General features: G+C 73.4%; 18 protein-coding genes. 7 read left to right on the plus strand and 11 right to left on the minus strand.

Translation table 11 applies throughout. The features are described 5' to 3' along the window. Positions 1–8: 8 nt before the first annotated feature. From NRP21_RS07505 to ribA, 3 genes are all read right to left on the minus strand, one after another. Positions 9–497 (minus strand): L,D-transpeptidase family protein, encoded by a 489-nt coding sequence (locus NRP21_RS07505; RefSeq protein ID WP_257715565.1) that lies wholly within the window; start codon positions 495–497, stop codon positions 9–11. A 30-nt stretch (positions 498–527) separates the two neighbouring features. Then, positions 528–992, minus strand: coding sequence for a hypothetical protein (locus tag NRP21_RS07510; protein ID WP_257715566.1), 465 nt, complete (start codon positions 990–992; stop codon positions 528–530). 89 nt (positions 993–1,081) lie between these two features. After that, a complete protein-coding gene (gene ribA / locus NRP21_RS07515; RefSeq protein WP_257715567.1) occupies positions 1,082–2,182 on the minus strand; it encodes a GTP cyclohydrolase II RibA in 1,101 nt (366 codons plus the stop codon). Positions 2,183–2,502: 320 nt separating this feature from the next. Here ribA and NRP21_RS07520 point away from each other — a divergent pair, with 320 nt between their 5' ends. After that, the gene (locus NRP21_RS07520) at positions 2,503–3,219 is read left to right on the plus strand and encodes a response regulator transcription factor (protein ID WP_257715568.1); all 717 of its coding nucleotides are present in this window, start codon (positions 2,503–2,505) and stop codon (positions 3,217–3,219) included. 248 nt (positions 3,220–3,467) lie between these two features. On the opposite strand, the gene NRP21_RS07525 is transcribed toward NRP21_RS07520, so the two are convergent. After that, positions 3,468–4,811, minus strand: a complete 1,344-nt coding sequence (locus NRP21_RS07525; protein ID WP_257715569.1) for an ATP-binding protein — start codon at positions 4,809–4,811, stop codon at positions 3,468–3,470. A 23-nt stretch (positions 4,812–4,834) separates the two neighbouring features. Beyond that, on the minus strand, positions 4,835–6,016 hold the full coding sequence (locus NRP21_RS07530) for a penicillin-binding protein activator (RefSeq protein WP_257715570.1): 1,182 nt from the start codon (positions 6,014–6,016) through the stop codon (positions 4,835–4,837). Between the two features lie 23 nt (positions 6,017–6,039). On the opposite strand from NRP21_RS07530, the gene rsmI reads away from it, so the two are divergent. The 4 genes from rsmI (at position 6,040) to ydfG (ending at position 11,618) form a co-directional block, all read left to right on the plus strand. Further along, positions 6,040–6,984 carry a 16S rRNA (cytidine(1402)-2'-O)-methyltransferase gene (rsmI, locus tag NRP21_RS07535; protein WP_408639611.1) on the plus strand — a complete coding sequence of 315 codons (945 nt, stop codon included), beginning with the start codon at positions 6,040–6,042 and terminating at the stop codon, positions 6,982–6,984. A gap of 60 nt (positions 6,985–7,044) precedes the next feature. Then, positions 7,045–8,199 carry a hypothetical protein gene (locus NRP21_RS07540; protein WP_257715571.1) on the plus strand — a complete coding sequence of 385 codons (1,155 nt, stop codon included), beginning with the start codon at positions 7,045–7,047 and terminating at the stop codon, positions 8,197–8,199. Positions 8,200–8,544: 345 nt separating this feature from the next. After that, positions 8,545–10,866, plus strand: a complete 2,322-nt coding sequence (locus NRP21_RS07545) for a xanthine dehydrogenase family protein molybdopterin-binding subunit (protein WP_257715572.1) — start codon at positions 8,545–8,547, stop codon at positions 10,864–10,866. After that, positions 10,863–11,618, plus strand: a complete 756-nt coding sequence (ydfG, locus tag NRP21_RS07550; RefSeq protein ID WP_257715573.1) for a bifunctional NADP-dependent 3-hydroxy acid dehydrogenase/3-hydroxypropionate dehydrogenase YdfG — start codon at positions 10,863–10,865, stop codon at positions 11,616–11,618. The genes NRP21_RS07545 and ydfG overlap by 4 nt, the downstream gene beginning before the upstream one ends. A gap of 60 nt (positions 11,619–11,678) precedes the next feature. Here the strand turns inward: ydfG and NRP21_RS07555 are convergent, their stop codons facing one another. From NRP21_RS07555 to hemW, 4 genes are all read right to left on the minus strand, one after another. After that, positions 11,679–12,419 carry an isochorismatase family protein gene (locus NRP21_RS07555; RefSeq protein ID WP_257715574.1) on the minus strand — a complete coding sequence of 247 codons (741 nt, stop codon included), beginning with the start codon at positions 12,417–12,419 and terminating at the stop codon, positions 11,679–11,681. A gap of 76 nt (positions 12,420–12,495) precedes the next feature. Continuing rightward, positions 12,496–13,476: a Bug family tripartite tricarboxylate transporter substrate binding protein gene (locus NRP21_RS07560; RefSeq protein WP_257715575.1), complete on the minus strand. Its 981-nt coding sequence runs from the start codon at positions 13,474–13,476 to the stop codon at positions 12,496–12,498. Between the two features lie 294 nt (positions 13,477–13,770). Next, positions 13,771–13,977: a hypothetical protein gene (locus NRP21_RS07565; RefSeq protein WP_257715576.1), complete on the minus strand. Its 207-nt coding sequence runs from the start codon at positions 13,975–13,977 to the stop codon at positions 13,771–13,773. Between the two features lie 16 nt (positions 13,978–13,993). Next, positions 13,994–15,199, minus strand: a complete 1,206-nt coding sequence (gene hemW, locus NRP21_RS07570; RefSeq protein WP_257715805.1) for a radical SAM family heme chaperone HemW — start codon at positions 15,197–15,199, stop codon at positions 13,994–13,996. A 45-nt stretch (positions 15,200–15,244) separates the two neighbouring features. On the opposite strand from hemW, the gene NRP21_RS07575 reads away from it, so the two are divergent. Both NRP21_RS07575 and NRP21_RS07580 read left to right on the plus strand, forming a co-directional pair. Beyond that, on the plus strand, positions 15,245–15,757 hold the full coding sequence (locus NRP21_RS07575) for a YbaK/EbsC family protein (RefSeq protein ID WP_257715577.1): 513 nt from the start codon (positions 15,245–15,247) through the stop codon (positions 15,755–15,757). 137 nt (positions 15,758–15,894) lie between these two features. Next, on the plus strand, positions 15,895–17,244 hold the full coding sequence (locus NRP21_RS07580; protein WP_257715578.1) for an MFS transporter: 1,350 nt from the start codon (positions 15,895–15,897) through the stop codon (positions 17,242–17,244). Between the two features lie 80 nt (positions 17,245–17,324). Here the strand turns inward: NRP21_RS07580 and NRP21_RS07585 are convergent, their stop codons facing one another. Together NRP21_RS07585 and NRP21_RS07590 are read right to left on the minus strand one after the other, a co-directional pair. Beyond that, positions 17,325–17,795, minus strand: coding sequence for a hypothetical protein (locus NRP21_RS07585; protein WP_257715579.1), 471 nt, complete (start codon positions 17,793–17,795; stop codon positions 17,325–17,327). Continuing rightward, complete coding sequence (locus NRP21_RS07590; protein WP_257715580.1) at positions 17,792–18,454, minus strand: hypothetical protein; 663 nt, start codon at positions 18,452–18,454, stop codon at positions 17,792–17,794. Before NRP21_RS07590 ends, NRP21_RS07585 begins: the two co-directional genes overlap by 4 nt. Between the last annotated feature and the right edge of the window lie 61 nt (positions 18,455–18,515).

Here is an 18,515-nt window from a genome sequence, read left to right on the forward strand (position 1 = left end):
GCCAGCCCCTAGGCCACCTCGATCCCGGTGAGCCCCGCCGCGAGCACCGCCCGCAGGTCGGGCCCGGCCAGGGCGATGCAGCCCTCGGTCGGGTCGTAGTCCGGCCGGGCGAGGTGGAGGAAGATGGCGCTGCCGCGCCCGCGCACCACCGGGTCGTCGTTCCAGCCAAGCACGCCGATGATGTCGTAAACGTGGTCCTCCCGCCACAGCCTCTCGTGCCGGGCCTCGTGGGGCAGGGCGACCGGGCGGTTATAGGCGGGGCTGGCCGGGTCGTCGCACCAGCCGTCATCCGGGCCGATCGGCTCCACGGGCACGGCGCAGCGCGGCGCGGCGCCGCGATCCGCGCGGTAGAGCACGCGGCGGAGCGGCAGGGTGGCGCGGGGCGTGGCGCCGTCGCCCTCGCTCTTGTCGTCGCGGATGCCGCCGCGGCCGGTGGCGCAGCGCCAGCGGTCGCGCTGCAGAATCAGGTGGGAGCCTTCCAGGCGGGCGAGGGTCATGTGCCGCCTCTTACCACCTCAGGCCCCACCTCAGGCCATGTTGCCGCGCATCTGCTCCTCATAGGCGATGCGGGCGCGGGCGATGGTGGCGGGATCGGCCGTCTGCCCCCAGGCGAGGAAGGCAGTGGGCTGGTCGCGCCCGTCCGCGACGGCCTGGAGCGAGCCGAAGAAGCCGGTGATGTCCAGCACGGCGGAGGCGACGCCGCCGAGGAACCCCACGGGCCCGCCCAGCGCGGTGCCGACGAGGATGCGGGCCGCGATAGGGGCGGAATCCCCGGTCACCGCCCGGTAGGCCGTGCCCACGCCCGGCACATACTGCAGGGGGTTCAGCGCCTCCAGCAGCTCGTCGAAGGTGGCCTCGACCGGCATCGGCGTCGCTTCTTCCCCGAAGAGGGGCGGGCCACCATCGGGCGCCGGGCGGCTGCCGCCATAGACATAGCCGGCGAACATGCCCCAGCCCTCGGGGGAGGCGGTGTTGGGAACGATGTGGGTCACGGCACGCTCCTGGCCTGCACGGGCGAGGCCGGCGCAAGCCGTGTGCCGCGGCCAGAGCAGGCCCGGCCGGCGCCCCCGGGTGAGGCCGCCTACCCCAGCAGGTGCCCGAAGCGCGCCTTCTTCGTCGCCAGATAGGCGTCGTTCACCCCGTTGGCGGCGAAGAGGTGGGAGACGCGCCCCGTCACCTCGATCCCGCAGGCCGCCAGCCCCGCCACCTTGTCCGGGTTATTGGTCAGCAGGCGGATCCGGGGGATGCCGATGGCCTCCAGCATGGTCGCGGCCACGCGGAAGTCGCGCTCGTCGGCGCCGTAGCCCAGGGCGCGGTTGGCATCGAGCGTGTCCAGCCCGCCATCCTGTAGCGTGTAGGCGCGCAGCTTGTTCACCAGCCCGATGCCCCGTCCCTCCTGGGCCAGATAGAGCAGGACGCCGCCGCTCTCCTCGGCCGCCATGCGGGCGATGGCACCGCGCAGCTGCGGGCCGCAATCGCAGCGCAGGCTGCCCAGCAGGTCGCCGGTGAAGCATTCGGAGTGGATGCGGGCGAGCGGCGCCGTCGCCCCGGCCTCCTCCGGCCGGCCCACGAGGATCGCCAGATGCTCGATCCCGCCATCGGCGGCGCGGAAGGCGGCGATGCGGGCCTCCGGCGCGTCCTCGAGCGGCACGCGGGCCTCCGCCACGCGGGTCAGGCTGGTGGCCGCGGAGGCCGGGTAGGCCAGCACCTCGGCCACGGAGACGGAGAGCAGGCCCAGCCGCGCCCCCGCGGCCGCCGAGGCGGGCGCGGCGACAAGGGCAGGCAGCAGCCGCCCGACCTTGCCGAGGGCGATGGCCGCGGGCGAGAGCGCCTGGGAGAAGCCGGGCGCCGGCGCGGCTTGCGGCGATTCCGGCAGCAGCTGGTCGGCCACGGGGTCGGCCATGCGCCGCAGCGAATCGGGATCGAGCAGGGCAGGGGAGAGGCGGATCGCGGCCGGCGCCTCCTCCGGCCCCGTGGCGGGCACCGGGCGGGCCAGCACCACGGCCGCGCGGGGGGCGGCCAGCAGCAGCACGGGCGGGGCCAGCGCCGCCCCGGCGAGCTCGGCCAGCCCGCGCGCGCCCACCGTCTCGGCGGCGGCGAGGACGAGCGCCTCGCCCCCGCCCTCCAGCAGCACGGGCGTTCCGCGGCGCAGATCGGAAACGGCCCGGTGCACGGCCCGCATTCCCGCCGCGCGAGGATCAACGGCCTGCGAGTGCCCCGGGGGGAGAGATGCCGGAGCCCATGTCGACGCGTCGGCCATTCCTGCTCCCATGCTCAGGGCAACCTATGATGGCCCGGTCTGCATATTTCCCCAGCAATATGGTAAGAGCATGGTCGTCGGAAGGGCTCATTCCCGTGGAAGCCGCCCTGCTTCCACCTCATGCCCACGAAAAAGAGAGCCAAGACTTGCCGCTTTGGGCAGATTGGCCCCATATCCCGACTTCACGGCTCCGGGATTGCCCCGTTCCACTGGGCGAACCATAGCTATCAACGGGAGGGTGCATGTCGGACCCCCGTCCGATCCTGATCGTGGACGACGACCCGGCGCTGCGCGCCACGCTGTCCGAGCAACTGGCTGTCGATGGCGAGTTCGCCCCGAGCGAGGCCGCCTCGAAGGCGGAGGCCGGCCAGATCCTGCTCGCCGACGGCTCGCGCTTCGATGCCGTGCTGCTGGACATTGGCCTGCCGGACGGCGACGGCCGCGACCTGTGCGCGGAACTGCGCCGTGCCGGCTTGAAGGTGCCGATCATCATGCTCACCGGCGCGGACGGGGAGCAGGATGTGGTGCGCGGGCTTGATTCGGGCGCGAACGACTACATCGCCAAGCCGTTCCGCATCATGGAGCTGCTGGCCCGCCTGCGCGCCCAGCTCCGCGGCTTCGACAACTCCGAGGACGCGGTCTTCGTCATCGGGCCCTACACCTTCCGCCCCTCGGCCAAGATGCTGCAGGACCCCGGCCGCAACCGCCGGATTCGCCTGACCGAGAAGGAATGCGCGATCCTGAAGTTCCTCTACCGCGCCGGTGGCCGGCCGGTGGGGCGCCAGATCCTGCTGAACGAGGTGTGGGGCTACAACGCCGCCGTCACCACCCATACGCTGGAGACGCACATCTACCGTCTCCGCCAGAAGATCGAGCCGGACCCGGCGGCGGCCTCCCTCCTCCTCACGGAGGGCGGCGGCTACCGCCTGGATCCCCAGGCCGGCCGCGCCGCCGCCTGAGGCGGGGCATGATCGGGAACGGGAAGGGCCGGAGGGGATACCCCTCCGGCCCTTCTCACTTTCCGGCCCTGGCCGGGTTGACGGCCCGGGCGGGGCCCGGGGGCGGCGGGCCCCGCTTGCCCGCAGGGCCGGGATCAGAATCGGTCGGACCATTGTTGCTGCCCCTCTCTGGATGGGCGACTCAACGGGGGACCGGCCGGGCGGTTGCCCCCGGGGAGGGAAGGCGGGAACCCCGTGTCGCCCGCGCCTCACCGCCCGGGCAGCCACACCCGCATCACCGTTCCCTGCCCCGGCGTGCTGTCGATCAGCAGCTGCCCGCGGTGGTGCCCTACGATGTGCTTCACGATGGCCAGGCCCAGCCCCGTGCCGCCGGCGGCGCGGCTGCGGCCGGCATCCACGCGGTAGAAGCGCTCGGTCAGGCGGGGGATGTGCTCCCGGGCGATGCCCGGCCCGTCATCGGCGACGCTGAGCATCACGCCCGGGGCCAGCCCGCCCTCCGGCACGGCCAGGTGGCGGACGGAAAGGCGCACCGTTCCGCCCTCCCGCCCGTGGCGCACCGCGTTCTCCAGCAGGTTGCGCAGCACCTGGGCCAATTCCCCGGCATCGGCGGGCGTGGCGGTGGCGGGGCTCAGGTCCAGGGCCAGGTTCACGTTTCGGGCTGCCAGGATGGGGGCCATGGCGGCCGCTTCGTCCCGCGCCAGGGCGTCCAGCCGCGCCTCGCCCTCCGGTGCGCGGTGCTCGGCCATCTCGATCCGGGAGAGGCCGAGCAGGTCCTCGATCAGGCGCCGCATCCGCTCCGCCTGCGTGGCGATGATGCCGAGGAAGCGGGAATGCGCCTCCGGATCGTCCTTGGCCGGGCCCCGCAGCGTCTCCACGAAGCCGATGATGGAGGCCAGCGGCGTGCGGAGCTCATGGCTGGCATTGGCCACGAAATCCGCCCGCATCCGCTCCGCCGCCCGTGCCTGGGTGCGGTCCGCCAGCACGAGCAGGAGGCAGCCGCCGTCGGAGAGTGGCGGGTCCAGCGGGACGGCGTGGATGGAGATGTCCCGCGACACGGGCAGGGGCAGCACCGCCTCCGCCGTCTGCGGCCCGCCCTCGGACAGGGCGGCGTCCACCGCGGTGGCGATGCGGGGGTGGCGCAGCAGGGCCGCCGTGTCGGCCACGCCGTCCGGCCCGGTGCCGAAGAAGCGGCGCGCGGCCGAGTTGGCGCGCAGCACCTGCCCGTCCTCTCCCATCACCAGCAGCGGGTCGGGCAGGGCCTCGATGATAGCGGCGTCGGTCCGGCGGAGCTGGCGCAGCATCGCCTCCCGCTCCGCCAGCCCGCGGGCGAGGCGGGCGGCGGATTCCGCCACCCGCGCGGCGGCCGGCAGGATCGGCGGGCGCGGCGGCACGGGCTTCCCCTCCGCCGCGGCGCGCAGGTCCGCCTCCAGCCCCGCCAGCGTGGTCAGCCAGGCCCAGCCGAAGAGGAGGGCGGCCACGAGGGTGACGAGGAGGGCGAGGAAGGCCGGCAGGGGCTCCGCCCAGCCGGCCAGGATGAGAACGAGCAGCGCCACCGAGGGCACGCCGCCCACCAGCGCCACGGCGCGCAGCATGGCGCGCCGGGAGAGGCGCGGGTTCAGGACCCGGCGGAGCCGGGCAGGATCGCGGGCTCAATCATCCGCGGCTCGGCCCCGGGGGTGAGGGCGTAGAGCGCCAGGGCGCGCTGCACCTGGCCGTTGGGCAGGAGACGGAAGGCGCCGTCGGCACCCTGCAGCGGCTCCCCGATCGGCAGCTGGGCCTGCGCCCGCGGATCGCCGCCCCGCATGCCGCGCAGGGCGGCGGTCGTGGCGTCGTAGGCGGTGGCGGCCAGGCGCGGCGGGCGTTCGCCGAAGGCGGCCTGGTAGCGGCTCTCAAAGCCGTTGCGCGACAGCGGGTCCGGCCCGGGCACCAAGGCCCCGCCCAGGGCGGGTTCCGCCGCCAGCGAAGCGTCATTCGCCCAGAGTACCGTGCCGCCCAGGCGCAGCGGCGGAACGGGCAGTCCGGCGCCGGCCAGGGCCGCCGCCATCTCTCGCGCCTGTGCCCCGCTCTCCCCGAGGATGAGCAGGCCCAGCCCTTCCGACCCGGCCTGCTGCGCCACCATCCCCGCCGCCTGGGAGCGGGAGGCGCCATTGGGATAGGTGACGACGACGGGCGGCGGCAGCCCCGCCTCCCGCGTCGCGTTGCGGAGCGCGGCGGCGAGCTGGCGTGTGAAAGGACCTTCCGGCCCGGCGAGGCCGACGCGCTGGATCCCGGCCGTCTGTGCCGAGGCCAGCAGGCGCCGCACCTGCTGCGAAGGGGTGATGCCCGTCACCCACACGCCGTTGCCGCCCTGCTCCGCGTCGTTGGTGAAGGCGAGGACGGGCACGCTGGCGGCGCGGGCCTGCCCGGCGGCCGCGGCGGTCTCGGCGCCCGTCAGCGGGCCCACCACCACGCGCGCGCCGTCCGAGATGGCGTTGCGCACCGCCTCGGAGGCGCCGCCGGCGCTGCCCGTGGTGTCGCGCGGCACCAGCTCCACTCCCCGCACGCCCGAATCGAACAGGGCGAGGGTGGCGGCGTTCATCATGGCCGGGCCCAGCGCGCCCTGCGGGCCGGACATCGGCAGCAGCACAGCCACCTTTGCCATCGGCGCTTCCTGCGGCGCGGGGGCAGAGCCCAGGGTGGAGCCGCCGAAGAGCGAGCCGCCCGGGCGGCCGTAGAGGGCAGGGCGGGGTTGCGGGGCGCAGGCGGCCAGCGCCACAACGCCCATCAGCGCCGCGACGGTTCCGAGGCGGCGCGCCATGGACGCAGCGCGGGGGTGGGCACTTGCAGGGAGAGGAGGACGCGGGGCCGGAACCCGGCGAAACTGGCGAGGATGCACGCAGGGCCCCTTCGGCTGGCGGCGGCACGAAAACCGCCCTTGCACCGGGGTTATGGCTGGTCGCGACCCCCATCGGCAACCTGGGCGACCTCTCCTCCCGCGCGCTTGTGACCTTGCGCGCGGCGGACCTCGTCCTCTGCGAGGACACGCGGGTCACGGCGCCGCTGCTGGCGCGCCACGGCATCGGCACGCCGCTGCGCGCGCTGCACGACCACAACGAGGCCGCCGAGGTTCCGAATCTGCTCGGGCGCCTGCGGGACGGCGCGCGGCTCGCCCTCGTCTCCGATGCCGGCACGCCGCTGGTGAGCGACCCCGGCTACCGCTTGGCGCGCGCGGCGATGGAGGCGGGGCTGCATGTCTCCGCCGTGCCCGGCCCGAACGCGGCGGTGATGGCCCTCACCCTCTCCGGCCTGCCGCCGCTGCCCTTCCTGTTCAACGGCTTCCTGCCGCCGAAGGAGGGCGCGCGGCGCGACGCCATCGCCCGGCTGCGCGCGGCGGAAGGCGCGGGGCTTTCCGCCACGCTGGTGTTCTTCGAGGCGCCGCACCGGCTGGCCGAGTGCCTCGCCGCCCTGGCGGAGGGCTTCGGGGACCGCCCGGCGGCGGTGGCGCGGGAGCTGACGAAGCGCTTCGAGGAGGTGCGGCGCGATTCGCTGCCGGCACTCGCGGCCCACTACGCCGCGAACGCCGCGCGGGGCGAGATCGTGGTGGTGGTCGGCCCCGCGGAGGCGGATGCGCCGGGCGGGGCGGACGAGGTGGATGCCCGTCTGCGCGCGGCCCTGGCCGCCGGCGAATCGCTGCGCGACGCGGCGGCGATGGTGGCGGCCGCCACCGGCCTGCCGCGGCGGCAGGTCTATGCGCGGGCGCTGGAGATCGGGAGGGAAGGGGGCTGACCCGTTGCCACGCCTCCCGCCCCGCCCTACGCCGGGCACCACCTTGATGGAGCGGCAGGATTGAGCGACGCGCCCCCCACGCCCGCGCTGCACGCGGGGCCCGCGCCCGCCGTGCTGGACGTGCCGGTGATCCTCTTCGCCTTCAACCGCCCGGACTACCTCGACCGCGTCTGCGCCTCCCTTCTCCGGCAGCGGGGCGTCATCCTCGATCCTCGCCGGGTCTTCCTGCTCCAGGACGGCGCCGTCTCGCCCCGGACCGGCCTGCGCTACGCGGAGGACGCGCAGGTGGCGGCTTCCATTGCCGCCTTCCGCCGCCACTTCCCGCGCGGCCAGGTCGCGGCCGCCCCCCACAACCTCGGCATCGCCGCCAACATCCGCCGCGGCGAGGTGCTGGCTTTTGAGGCGCTGGGCGCGGAGCTGGCCTATTTCTTCGAGGACGACCTGGAGTTGGGCCCGGACTACCTGCGGATGATGGCGGAGCTGCGCGCGCTGGCGGAACGCGACCCGCGCATCGGCTACTTCGCCGCCTATGGCGACCACCACATCGCCCCCACCGGCCCCTATGCCTGGCTGGTGCGGATGCAGCACAACTGGGGCTTCGGGCTGAAGCGGGATGCCTGGCGCCGCCTGCGCGACTTCATGGCGCCTTACGACCGAATCGTGGACGCGGCCGATTACGCCTACCGCGACCACCTCGCGATCTTCCGCTGGATGGAGGCCCTGCCGGTCTCCCGCCCCTTCTCCTCCCAGGACACGGCGAAGACGCTGGGCTGCGACGCGCTGGGGATCGCGCGCGTGATGAGCGAGGTCTGCTTTGCCCGCTACATCGGCGAGCGCGGCTCCTCCTTCGACGGGAGTGTGTTCCGCGACATGGGCTTCGAGGGCATGCAGTGGATGGAGGGCCCCGAGCACCACCTGGCCGATGGGGTGGAGGGCGCCGTTTCCCACATCATGGCCGAATCCCTGGCCATGCAGACGGAACACCGCCAGAAGCGCCTGGCCCGCTTCCTGGAGGAGCAGGGCAGGATCTGGATGGACCGGAACCGCCCCACCACGGCCGAGGAGGTAGGCTTCCTCTTCCGCATGCTGCTTGACCGCGTGCCGGAATCCGAAGCGGGGACCGGCCTGGTCGGCCGCCCGCTGCACGAGGTGCGGCAGGCCCTGCTGACCAGCCGGGAGTTCCGCGGCCGCAACCCCTTGCCACGCGGGGAATGAGGTCGGGCGCTGCTTGGACCCAGGGGGCTCTGCCTCCTGGCTCGGGCTGCCGCGAGACTGACGTGCGGCGAGGCGCTGGCGATCAGGCCCCGGTCCTGCCCTTCCAGTCGCCTCGGCTCTACCAGCCGAGGCGCACCGTCAGCGAAGCCCAGACCAACCCATAGAAAAAGATGATGGTGAGGGGTCCGGGGAGAGGAGGAATTCCTTCTTCCTCTCCCTGGCCACAGACCGCCACCCCAGGACAGGACCTGGAATGCGCGTGAGGGGGCTTCCGCACCGCAGTATCCCGGCCCAACTTGGGCCGAGGGCCGGGTATCCCGGCCGCATGCCCGACAGGACGCCTCCATGAACGCTCCGATCGATCCCTCGCGGCTGAAGTTCGGCATCGGCCAGCCCGTTTCCCGCAAGGAGGACCCTGTGCTGCTGCGGGGCGAGGGCCGCTACAGCGACGATCTCTCCCTGCCCGGGCAGGCCCATGCGGTGATGGTCCGCAGCCCTTATGCCCACGGGGTCATCCGCGGGATCGAGGTGGCGGAGGCCCTGGCGATGCCGGGCGTGCTGGCGGTGATCACCGGGCGCGACCTGGAGGCGGCGGGGATCGGGCCCATGCCGGTGGGCATCACCCAGAAGAACCGCGACGGCTCGCCCGCCCGCACGGCGGTGCAGCCGGTGCTGACGACGGACAAGGTGCGCTTCGTCGGCGACCCCGTGGCGATGGTGGTGGCGGAGACGGCGAAGGGCGCGCGGGACGCGGCGGAGGCCGTGGTGCTGGACATCGATCCCCTGCCTGCCGTGACGGAGGCGCGGGACGCGGCGGCGCCGGGTGCGCCGGAGCTCTACGACGCCGTTCCGGGGAACCTGGTCTCGGACTTTCACTACGGCGACGCGGCGGCGGTGGAGGCGGCCTTCGCGGGGGCCGCGCACGTCACGCGCATGGCGATCCGCAACAGCCGCGTCGTCGTCTCGCCGATGGAGCCGCGCTCCGCGCTCGCGACCTATGAGGAGGGCCGCTACGTCCTGCGCATGGGCAGCCAGGGCGTGTTCGGCATGCGCGGCAACATCGCCAAGGTCATGCACGTGGAGAACGAGGGGCTGCGCGTGCTGACGGGCAATGTCGGCGGCTCCTTCGGCATGAAGTCCAGCGTCTATCCCGAATACCCCGCCCTGCTGCACGCGGCGAAGACGCTTGGCCGGCCGGTGAAGTGGACGGATTCCCGCAGCGAGAGCTTCCTGTCCGACAGCCACGGCCGCGACCACGACTTCGAGCTGTCGCTGGCGCTGGACGCGGAGGGGAACTTCCTCGCGCTGCGCGTGACGGGCTACGCCAATCTCGGCGCCTATCTCAGCAACGCCACCACGCTGCCCGCCACCATGAACACGGTGAAGAACGTCATCGGCGTGTACCGCACGCCGCTGGTGGAGGTCGCCACCCGCTGCATGCTCACCAACACCACCCCCGTCGGCGCCTATCGCGGCGCCGGGCGGCCGGAGGGCAATCTCTACATCGAGCGGCTGATCGACACCGCCGCGCGGGAGATGGGGATCGACCGGGTGGATCTGCGCCGGCGCAACCACATCCGCGCCGATCAGATCCCCTACAAGGCGCCGTCCGGCATGAATTACGACAGCGGCGACTTTCCCGCGATCCTGGAGGAGGCGCTGGCCGCCGCCGACTGGGACGGCTTTCCCGCCCGCCGCGCGGAGAGCCGGCGCCGCGGCAAGCTGCGGGGCATCGGCATCGGCCAGTACCTCGAGGTGACGGCGCCGCCAAACAAGGAGATGGGCGGCATCCGCTTCGACGAGGACGGGAGCGTGACGATCATCACGGGCACGCTGGACTACGGCCAGGGCCACGCCTCGCCCTTCGCGCAGGTGCTGGTGGACCGCCTGGGCGTGCCCTTCGACCGCATCCGGCTGGTGCAGGGCGACAGCGACCTGCTGATCGCCGGCGGCGGCACGGGCGGGTCGCGCTCCATGATGGCCAGCGGCCAGGCCATCGTTGCCGCCAGCACGCAGGTGATCGAGAAGGGCCGCCAACTCGCGGGCCAGGTGCTTGAGGCTTCGGCGGAGGATATCGAGTTCTCTGACGGCCGCTTCGCCATCGCGGGCACGGATCGCGGCATCAGCATCATGGAACTCGCCGTCGCCGCGCGCGGCATGGGCGAGAGCCTGGATGTCTCCACCACCGACCAGTACGAGGACAGCGCCTTCCCCAACGGTTGCCACGTGGCCGAGGTGGAAATCGACGAGGACACGGGTGAGACGGAGGTGGTGCGCTACACCACCGTCAACGACTTCGGCACCATCGTGAATCCCATGCTCGTCGCGGGCCAGGCGCATGGCGGCATCGTGCAGGGCATCGGCCAGTGCCTGACGGAGCAGACGGCCTATAGCGAGGACGGCCAGCTCCTCTCCGGCTCCTACATGGATTACGGCCTGCCGCGCGCGGCGCACGCGCCCCTGTTCGGCTTCGCCAGCCACCCCGTGCCCGCGCGCACCAACGTGCTGGGCGCCAAGGGCTGCGGCGAGGCGGGTTGCGCCGGCGCCCTGCCCTCCGTCATGAACGCGATCGTGGACGCCCTGTCCGAGCGCGGCGTGACGCATGTGGACATGCCCGCCACGCCCTCGAAGCTCTGGTCCATCCTGCACACGAAGGAAGCGGCATGATCGTTCTCGTCACCGGTGCCACCGCGGGCTTCGGCGGGGCCATCGCCCGCCGCTTCGCGGGGGACGGCGCGCGCATCATCGCCGCCGGCCGCCGCGCGGAGCGGCTGGACGCGCTGCGGGACGAGCTGGGCGCGGAGAAGGTGCTGCCCCTGGTGCTGGACGTGCGCGACCGGGCGGCGGTGGAGAAGGCGATCGCCGGCCTTCCCGCCGAGTGGTCCGCCGTGGACGTGCTGGTGAACAATGCCGGCCTCGCCCTCGGCCTGCAGCCCGCGCAGAAGGCGGACCTCGACGACTGGGACACGATGGTGGACACCAACGTGAAGGGGCTGATGTACCTGACCCACGCCGTGCTGCCGGGCATGGTGGAGCGTGGGCGTGGCCACATCGTCAACATCGGCTCCACGGCCGGCGAATGGCCCTATCCCGGCGGCAATGTCTACGGCGCCACCAAGGCCTTCGTGCGCCACTTCTCCCTCAACCTGCGCGCGGATCTCTTCGGCACGCCCGTGCGGGTGACGGACATCGAGCCCGGCCTCGTCGGCGGCACGGAGTTCAGCAACGTCCGCTTCCACGGCGACGATTCCCGCGCCGCCGCCGTGTACCAGGGCGCGGAGGCCCTGACGCCGGAGGACATCGCGGACGCGGTCCACTGGGTCGCCTCGCGCCCGGCGCGCGTGAACATCAACACGCTGCAGGTGATGCCGGTGGCGCAGAGCTTTGGGCCGCTGCGGGTTCACAAGCCGGGCGCGTGATGCGTGCGGGGGAGGGGCGCCCCCTCTCCCCGCGCGGAGCGGGAATGACCCGTGGGTTCGTCAGCCCGGCTTTGGCAGGTTCGGGAACAGATCCCGCGGCAGGCCCGCGACGTAGTCCAGCGCATCGCTGCTCGGTACCACGTCGGCGTATTTGGCGTGCAGGTCGCAGAGCGTGATGGCGTGGCTCGCCTCGCTGCGGTCGAAGCAGGCGTCCTCAACCACCGAGACCCGGTAGTTCAGGCTGAAGGCGTCCACCGCGCTGGCCCGGACGCAGCCCGAGGTGGTGGTGCCGACCATCACGATGCTGTCCGCGCCCAGCAAGGTTAGGTAAGCGGGCAGGTTCGTCCCGAAGAAGGCGGAGGGCTTCTGCTTGCGGATGACGATGTCCTGCGGCTGGGGCGCGATGGGCGCGACAATCTCGTTCGGGTCCCGCTCGGGCCGCCAGGCGGGCAGGGTGTCCCCGGTCCGCGTGTTCTTCCAGGCCCAGGAGCCCAGGTCCCATCCGTCCGCCCGGCTCTCGCCCGTGGTGTAGATCACCGGGAGGGATTGCGCCCGGAACGCCGAGGCGAGGCGCCCGATTACGGCGATCGCGTCCCATGCCTCCGCCCCGCAGGCATTCGGCCAGCGCTTGATGGCTTCCAGGATGGGCTCCGGCCGGTCGCCGCAGAAGGCCCAGCTCACATCGACCACCAGCAGAACGGGGCGCTTCCCGAATCCCGCGGTCACGCCGTAGCCGGCCGCGGCGAAAACGGCCTTGTCGCGCTCGGTCAGGAAGCGTGTCCAAACGGGCTCACTCGCCATCGAAGATCTTTCAGCTGTTGCGAGGCACGCGAGGCAGCCTGCCCGGCGACCAGGGAACGGAGGGGCCGGGGGCCGGCTATTCCGGCACGATCCCGGCTTCGGCCACGATGCGCTCGTTGTTGGTGCGCTCCCGTGCGACCAGCGCGTCGAACTCGGGCGGCGTCTCCCGCACGGGCCGCAGCCCCAGTTCCTGCATGCGGCGAAGGACGCCCGGATCCTCGATCGCCGCGCGGATCGCGGCGGCGAGGCGGTCCCGCGACGCCGTGGGCAGGCCCTTGGGCCCCCAGATCCCCAGCCAGTCCACGATATCCAGGTTCGGAAACCCGGTCTCGGCCAGGGTCGGTACGTCGGGGAGAATCGGGAGCCGTTCGGCCGTGGCGACGGCCAGGGCCTTCACCTGCCGGCTGCGGATGAGCTCGATGGCGGGCGCCATCGGCGCGACCATGAGGCCGACCGTGCCGGCCATCAGGTCGTTCATCGCCGGCCCCGTGCCGCGATAGGCGATCGTCAGCGGTGTGATCCCGAGCTGCCGCCCGAAGAGCGCCGCCACGAGATGGCTGACCGATCCCAGGGAGGGATAGGCGAAGGCGTATTTCGCCGGATCCTGCTTCATCGCCCCGGCCAGGGACCGGACGTCGTCCGGCGCCACCGTGCGCGCGTTCGCGATCAGCACGTAGGGCTCCTCGGCCAGGCGGGCCACGGGCGTGAAGTCCGCGAAGGGCTCGTAGCTGACAGATTTGAGGACGTGGCGCGCCATCAGGTGGACCTTCGGGCTGATCAGCAGCACCTGCCCGTCGGGCGCGGAGCGGGCCACGAACTCGCCGCCGATCACGCCGCTGGCGCCGGAACGGTTCTCCACCACCCAGGTCTGGCCCAGGCGCTCCGTCATCTTCGGCGTGATCAGGCGGGCCAGGGTGTCGGTCGTGCCGCCCGGCGCGAAGGGCACGATCAGGCGGGCCTGCGGCTGGGACCCCGTCTGCGCGCGCGAGATCCCCGGGGTGGCGAGGGCTGCCGCGGAGGCGAGGGCCAGGAATCTGCGCCGTGGCGTGCCGTTCATCAGCCGAACATCCCTCTTGGTGCCCCGTCCCGTGCTCTGGCGGCGGATGGCCAGGAACATCCCGGAGAGCTTGCCACCGGCATCGCTCCCGCATGGTCCCCTGCGTCGGCAGGCCGCCGTGAACGCGTCCTCGTTGCCGTCAACAGAACCACCGGGGCGAAATTATAGTCAAGACATTACGACATTAATCCCGGCACCCGGGCCCTGGTGAGGCACTTGCTCTCCCGCCTGCACCAGCCCCGGCCCAGGGATCATGACGTCGGAGGCCGGGGCCGTTTGCCGGCGGCGCGCGCCTCAGTTCTTCCGCACGGAGGCCTGGGTCAGCGCCATCGTCAGGTCCACGCGCTCCACCTCCCAGGCATCCGCGATCTCGTGGATGATCCGCGCCATGCGTTCCCGCCGGCCGGCGGTGCCCGGGGGCGATTCCCGGATCATCTCGTCCGCCGCGAAGGCGGCCTGGGCGGCGGCGATGGCGCCGGCCATGGGGGATGTGTCGCTCATCGTCTCGCCTCCCGGGTCAGCGCAGCAGCGCGGGTAACAGGGCGTCCAGCCGCAGGCGCCCTTCCATGGTGGCCTGCAGCCGGCCATCGGGTAGCCAGCGCAGATACCCCTCCTCCATCAGCGCATCCAGCATGGCGCGGTCCACCACCGCGTCGAAGTCCAGCCCGCTGCGGGCGCCGATGCGGGCGGGGTCGATGCCCTCCGAGAGGCGCAGGCCCATCAGCATCGCCTCGCGCCCGCGCTCGACCGGGGAGAGCGCCTCCTCCTCCACCCTTGCGTGGCCCTCGCGCTCCACGCGCTCCAGCCAGATCTCCGGCGCGCGGTGGCGCCGGGCGGCCCGTATGTCGCCCCCCAGCGTCAGCCGCTGATGCGCGCCGGCGCCGATGCCCAGGTAGTCGGCGTAGCGCCAGTAGGCCAGGTTGTGGCGGCTCTCCGCGCCGGGCTTCGCGTAGTTGCTGACCTCGTAGGGCTCCAGCCCGAAGCGCGCCGCCTCCTCGGCGGTGGCAGCGTAGAGGGCGGCGGCCTCGTCGCCCTCGGGCAAGCGGAAGGCGCCGCGGGCGTGCTCGGTGGCGAAGCGCGTGCCAGGTTCCACCGTCAGCTGGTAGAGCGAGAGGTGGTCGGCCGCGAGCGACAGGGCACGGCGCAGCTCCGCCCGCCAAGCCGCCTCGGACTGGCCGGGGCGCGCGTAGATCAGGTCGAAGGAGAGGCGCGGGAAGGTGGCGCGGGCGTGCTCCAGCGCCGCCACCGCCTCGCCCGCCGAGTGGTTGCGGCCGAGGAAACCCAGGGAGGCGGCGTCCAGCGCCTGCACGCCGAGGGAGAGCCGGTTCACCCCCGCCGCGCGGAATTTCCGCAGCTTCCCGGCCTCCACGCTCGTCGGGTTTGCCTCCAGCGTGATCTCGAGGTCGCCCGCGGGCTCGAACAGCGCCGTCGCGCGGGCGATCAGCGCAGCCACGGCCTCCGGTGGCATGAGGGAGGGGGTGCCGCCGCCGAAGAAGATGCTCGCCAGCCGTCGGCGCCCCGCCCGCGCCGCCTCGTGCTCCAGCTCCGCCAGCAGGGCGCGGCCGTGGCGCGCCGCGTCCACCCCCGGGCGGACGTGGGAGTTGAAGTCGCAGTACGGGCACTTGGCGGCGCAGAAGGGCCAGTGGATGTAGAGGGCCAGGGGCTCCGCCGCGGTCGCGTCGGACGCCGCGGTTGCGTCGGACGTGGCGGCGGCCGGGGCCAGGGTCAGGGCTTCGATCACGTTGTTGTCCACTGGGGGGATATGGTCATGGCGGCAGGGGAAGGGAAAGACGGCGGCTCCGTCGCGCGGGTGCGGGCTGCCCTGCGCGCGGCGGGCCACCCGGACGCGGTGCGGGAGTTCCCGGAGGGCACGCGCAGCGCCGCCGATGCCGCCCGCGCCGTGGGCTGCGAGGTCGGGCAGATCGCCAAGTCCGTGATCTTCAGGGGCACCGCCCCGGACGGCGCGGAGCACCCGGTACTGGTCGTGGCCAGCGGCGCCCATGGCGTGGACCCGGAGAAGGTGGCGGCCCTGACCGGCCTCTCCATCGGCCGGGCGGAGGGGCGCTGGGTGCGGGAGGCGACGGGTTTCGCCATCGGCGGCGTGGCGCCGCTGGGCCACCTCACCCCGCCCGTGGTGCTGGTGGACGATGCCCTTTTCGCCCATGCGGAGGTCTGGGCGGCCGCCGGCAGCCCGCGCAGCGTCTTCCCCTCCACCCCGGCGGAGCTCCTGCGGGTCAGCGGCGGCACCCGCGCTGAGGTCGCGGCGGACGCGCCGGGCTGACGGGTAGCCAAGCCCGCGCATCGGGCGCAGGAAGGGGCGGAAGAGCCGACGCGCGGCCCCGCCGGAGCGAGACGTCCCTGCAGCCCCCCGAACCTTCCCGCACACCGCCCGAACCCTCCCGGCCCGATGGCCTTCCGGTGCCGCGCCGGCACTGGGCCACGGCGGGGCTGGCCCTCGGCATCACCATGTCCGTCATCGACGGCACGATCGGGACCGCCGCCCTGCCGACCATCGGCCGCGCCCTGAACGTGCCGCCCTCCGACATCATCTGGGCCACCAACGCCTACCAGCTCGCCGTCACCGTCTCCCTCCTGCCACTGGCGGCGCTTGGGGAGATCGTGGGCTACCGGCGGATCTACCTCTCCGGCCTCGTCCTCTTCACCCTTGCCTCCCTCGGCTGCGCCATGGCGGACAGCTTCGGCTGGCTGGTCGCGGGCCGCGCCGCCCAGGGCTTCGGCGCGGCGGGGCTGATGAGCGTGAACTCCGCCCTCATCCGCTTCATCCAGCCCCGCGCGCGGCTGGCGCGCGGGCTGGGGCTGAACGCCATGGTCGTCTCCACCGCCGCCGCGGCGGGCCCGACCGTGGCGGGGCTCATCCTCGGCGTCGCGGATTGGCCGTGGATCTTCGCGGTGAACGTGCCGCTTGGGATCCTCGCCCTCGTCCTCGGCCTGCGCGCCCTGCCGCAGACACCGCGCGGCGGGCACCGCTTCGATTGGGTCAGCGCCCTCCTCTCCGCCTCCACCTTCGGCCTGCTCATCCTCGGCCTGGACTCCCTGGCGCATGGCGGGGCCGGGCTCACCTCCGTGCTCACCATCGCCGCGGGCCTCGGGGCCGGGGCCTGGCTGGTGCGGCGGCAGACCGGCCGCCCGCGCCCCCTCCTGCCGCTGGACCTCTTGGGCATCCCGGTCTTCGCCCTCTCGATCGGCACCTCCATCTGCAGCTTCATGGCGCAGGCCCTCGCCTTTTCCGGCCTGCCCTTCCTGCTGCAGACCGGGTTCGGCTTCAGCGTTTTCCATGCCGGCCTGCTCACCACGCCCTGGTTCCTTGCCACCGCCGTCGCCGCCCCTCTCTCCGGGCGCCTTATGGATCGCTTCCCGGCCGGGCTCCTCGGCGGGGTCGGGCTGGTGCTGATGGCCGCGGGCCTCGGCCTGCTCGCCCTGCTGCCCGCCCACCCGCAGGCGGCGGACATCGTCTGGCGCATGGCCCTCTGCGGCTTCGGCTTCGGCCTGTTCCAGACCCCCAACAACCGCACCATGGTCGGCGCCGCGCCGCCGGAGCGGGCGGGCGGCGCCAGTGGCATGCTCGCCACCGCCCGGCTGCTCGGCCAGACCACGGGCGCCGCCCTGGTAGGGCTCGTCCTGGGCTGGATGCCCGGCATGCCGATCGCCGGGCCGACCACGGCGCTGACCCTGGCCTGCGCCATGGCAACCCTGGGGGCGGTGATCAGCATGCTGCGGCTGCGCGCCCGCGGCCGGGACGGCGGCTGAGGTAAGGGCGCGCGGGCAGGGCACGCTTCCGCCCCTCGAAGCTGCTCTCCGGCCTGCTCATCGGGCGGCGCTGACCGGCCTCAGTGAAAATCCTCGTCCGTGGGCACCACGCCGAGCAGGGCGCGCAGCCGCCAGATCCGGTCATCCCACCATCGGGCCAGCGGCCCCGAGGCCGGCGCCAGCGGCAGTTCCGCGACGAGGGGAACGCTGACCCGCCGCCGGCCCCACTCCGCCGGCCCGCTGGCGCCGTATTCCTGCACCATGCCGAGCCAGGACACGCCGCGGATCGCGCCCTCGGCGTCGCGCAGGACGATCCAGCCCGGCGCGTCGCCGCTGCCGCCGGGCATGGCGAAAAGCATTGGCACACGGCACAGCTCCAGCGCCCAGGCGCCGTCCGGGCTCGGCACGCGCACCCAGGGCTCGTCGCATCGCAGGCGTCCTTCGGGCGCGAAGGCCACAGCCAGTGCTGCGAGAGGGATCAGCAGGAGCAGGCGGTACGGCCGGCGATGCTTCGGCACGGCCTCGCCCGGGGTGCCCGGCCTGTCCGTCACGCCCACAGATCCCGCCCGAGCAGCCGGACAAGGCGCGCGTGCACGGCCCGAAGCCGGTCCCGCGCCGCGGCCGCCTGCTCCGCCAGGGTGGCCGCTTCCAGTCGCCATCCGTCCGCTGGCGGTCCTTCCGCATCCCATTCCGCCATGAGGACGCCTTCCGGCCCGGCGACGAGGCACAGGCGCCAGCCCTGGTCCTGGTCGTCCAGGATCACGGAGCTCGGCGCGGCCCTGCTGGCGCCGGCCATCGCCTCCAGCGCCCCCAGGGCCTCGGGCAGGGTGTCGCTCCAGGGCCAGGAGGCGAGCGCCTCGGCCCCATCGAGGATCGCGGGCCGCACAGAGAAATAGGGAAAGGGCTGGGCCAGCGCCGCCACCCTGCCGTGCGCGCGGGCGGTGCGGATCAGTCGTTCGAAATGATCCGCCAGGGCCTCTTCATGCCCCGCCAGATCGGCCGTGGCGGCCCAGCCCGGGATGCGGAGCGGCAGGTCCGGCTGGGGCAGGGCGACGCGCTCCGCCTCCCACTGGGCCGGGGTCATGCCGTTCTCCGGCCCGACATAGACGCTCTCCGCGACCCGGAAGAAGGCGTCGCAGAGGGGATTGGCGGCCGGGCGGGCGGCCGCCATCCAGGCCGCACCCGGCGCGGAGGGGTCTTCGGTGCTCATGCCCCGCTGCATCGCCCGCGCGCCCGCGCCCGGCACCCCACAAAGCGGAGAGGGGGGAGGG

The organism is Roseomonas populi, from assembly GCF_024594815.1.
GTDB classification, from domain to species: Bacteria; Pseudomonadota; Alphaproteobacteria; order Acetobacterales; family Acetobacteraceae; genus Roseomonas; species Roseomonas populi.